Raw genomic sequence first — 2457 nt, forward strand, 5'->3', positions numbered from 1 at the left:
CCGCCCGCGCCACCGCGTCCGGGTCGGCCCGGGCGGCGGAGGTCGTGTCGGGAAGCGTGGCCGCCGCCCGCAGCCCGTCCGCGCGCGCCTCGGCCGTGCCGAGCGAGAAGAGATCCATCGAGGCGTCCCGCAGCAGGGCCCGGGCGCCCTCCTCGTCGTCGCTGGTCGCGGTCAGGTAACCACGGACGACGGCGACCGGGACCTGGTCACACTTGCCTTTGATCAGCTCGCCGGCGGCGGCCAGCTCGTCGACCACGGCCATCTGGGTGAGCTGGAGCTCGTTGCCGTACGGGTCGACCTCGCCCCGGTGGTCGCGGATCGCCGGCATGCCGGCCACCCCGAGCGCCACGTCGGTGAGCCCGTTGCGCCACGGGCGGCCCATGGTGTCGCTGACGACGACGGCGACGTCGAGGCCGTGCCGGTCGCGCAGCGCGGCCCGCAGCGCCCGGGCGGAGGCGTCCGGATCCACCGGCAGCAGCACCAGCCTGGTCTTGTCCACGTTGGAGGCGTCGATGCCGGCGGAGGCCATCACGAACCCGTGGTGGGTCTGCACGATCCGGGTCGCGCCCCGGGTGGCGACCACCCGTGCGGTCTCCCCGGCCAGCACCCGGTCACGCGCGGCGAGCCGTTCCGGGCCGTCGGCCGGCACGTCGACCAGCCGGCCCTCCGCCTTCGACACGATCTTGCTGGTGACCACCAGCACGTCGCCGTCGCGCAGCCAGGGTGCCGCGCCGGCGATCAGGGCGGCCAGGTCGTCGCCCTCGGTCACGTGGCCGATGCCCGGCACCGGCAGGATCTCCAGCCTCACATCAACTCCAGCGCGGCCCGCACCATCGCGGCGGTCGCCGCCTCGTCGGTCATCCGCAGCGGCGCCGAGCGCACCGTCACGCCCGGCACCGTGGTGCCCTCGTCCTCCGGGGCGACCAGCCAACCGTCGAGCAGGCCGTCGGCGGACCGGGCGCCGTAGAGACCGCCCACCCCGGCCGCGCTGCACTCGACGCCCAGCACGGCCAGGCAGCGGTCGGCCATGCCGCGCACCGGCGCGCCGCCGATGACCGGGGACACCCCGATGACCGGGGCCGGACCGTCCACCACCGCGTCCCGCAGGCCGGGCACGGCCAGCACCGGCGCGATGCTGACCACCGGGTTGCTCGGCGCGATCAGCACCACGTCCGCGGCGGCGAGCGCCTCCACCACGCCGGGGGCGGGCTTCGCCGTCTCCGCGCCGACGAACACGAACCGGTGCGTGGGTACGTCCGCCCGGTAGCGCACCCACCACTCCTGGAAGTGGACCGCCCGACGGCCCTGCTCGTCGTCAATGACCACGTGCGTCTCCAGGCGGTCGTCGGTCGCCGGCAGCAGGCGTACGCCGGGCTGCCAGCGGGTCGCCAGCGCCTCGGTGACCTGCGACAGCGGATAACCGGCGTTGAGCATGGTGGTGCGGACCAGGTGGGTGGCGACGTCCTTGTCGCCGAGGCCGAACCAACTGGGCTCCGCGCCGTACGCGGCCAGCTCGTTCTTGATCGTCCAGGTCTCGCCCGCCCGGCCCCAGCCGCGCTCCCGGTCGGCGCCGCCGCCGAGCGTGTAGAGCACGCTGTCCAGGTCGGGGCAGACCTTCAGCCCGTGCAGCAGCAGGTCGTCGCCGACGTTGACCACGGCGGTCACCTCGGCGCCCACCTGGCGGGCGTACGCCCGCACGCCGAGCAGGAAACGGGCGCCCCCGATGCCGCCGGTCAGAACCACGATGCGCATGGCGTCCATCCTTCCGCACGTGCCGCCGTGGGTCGCCGGGTGGCCGGAGAGACTACGCTCACGTCGGCAACTGTCCGCTTTCGTCCCCTGGGGGAGTCCGTGACCAGCCCCGCCGAGCCCGCGTCCGGTGACGCCGCGCAGGCCAGCCAGCTGACCAAGCCACTGCGCGAACTGGCCGCGCTCGTCCTGCTCGGCGCGAACGCCGTGCTGCTCTTCGTCGGCCTGCTGCGCCTGCTGGTGCCGGTCGACGACTACAGCACGTTCAGCGGTCGGGCCGGAAGCACGTTCTTCGCCTTCGTCGGGCTGGAGTCGACGGTCCTGCCGGTGCTGGCGGTGCTGCTCGCCACGCACGTCCGCCCGGTGCTGCCGAAGGCGAAACTGATCACCCAGGTGGCGTTGGTCGAGTACGGCGTCGCCGCCGTCTTCGGCGCGCTGACGTTCCTGATCTGGCTGGTCGGCCGGCTCGCCGACGGCGAGGTGCTGGACGCGTTCCTCGGGCTGCTCACCCGGGTGGCCTGGTTCGCCGTCTTCGCGGTCGCCGCGTTCGTGGTGTTCACGGTCTGGCGCCGGCTCTACCACGTGCCGAAGCCCAAGCCGCAGCCCGGTGTCTACGGCCAGGCCCAGCCGGGCTGGCCGCAGCAGCCCGGTCAGCCCGGCGGCTACCCCGCGCCGGGTGGCTACCCGCCGGCCGGCGTGCCGCCGCAG

General features: G+C 74.5%; 2 protein-coding genes and 1 pseudogene. 1 reads left to right on the top strand and 2 read right to left on the bottom strand.

Annotated elements, in window-relative coordinates; genetic code table 11:
* On the bottom strand, positions 1-808 hold an 808-nt coding region (locus HUW36_RS30825), incomplete at its 3' end, for a coenzyme F420-0:L-glutamate ligase (RefSeq protein WP_174531300.1).
* A complete protein-coding gene (cofD, locus tag HUW36_RS30830; RefSeq protein ID WP_217428906.1) occupies positions 805-1752 on the bottom strand; it encodes a 2-phospho-L-lactate transferase in 948 nt (315 codons plus the stop codon). The genes HUW36_RS30825 and cofD, both read right to left, overlap by 4 nt.
* A gap of 99 nt (positions 1753-1851) precedes the next feature.
* On the opposite strand from cofD, the pseudogene HUW36_RS30835 reads away from it, so the two are divergent.
* Positions 1852-2457: pseudogene (locus HUW36_RS30835) on the top strand (hypothetical protein); the annotation flags it as partial.

Origin of the sequence: Micromonospora maritima (assembly GCF_902825405.1) — a bacterium.
GTDB classification, from domain to species: Bacteria; Actinomycetota; Actinomycetes; order Mycobacteriales; family Micromonosporaceae; genus Micromonospora; species Micromonospora maritima.

What these genes read in the sequence shown, in the direction of transcription:
- cofD (WP_217428906.1), bottom strand. Translation starts at nt 1,752, where the DNA reads ATGCGCATCGTGGTTCTGACCGGCGGCATCGGGGGCGCCCGTTTCCTG.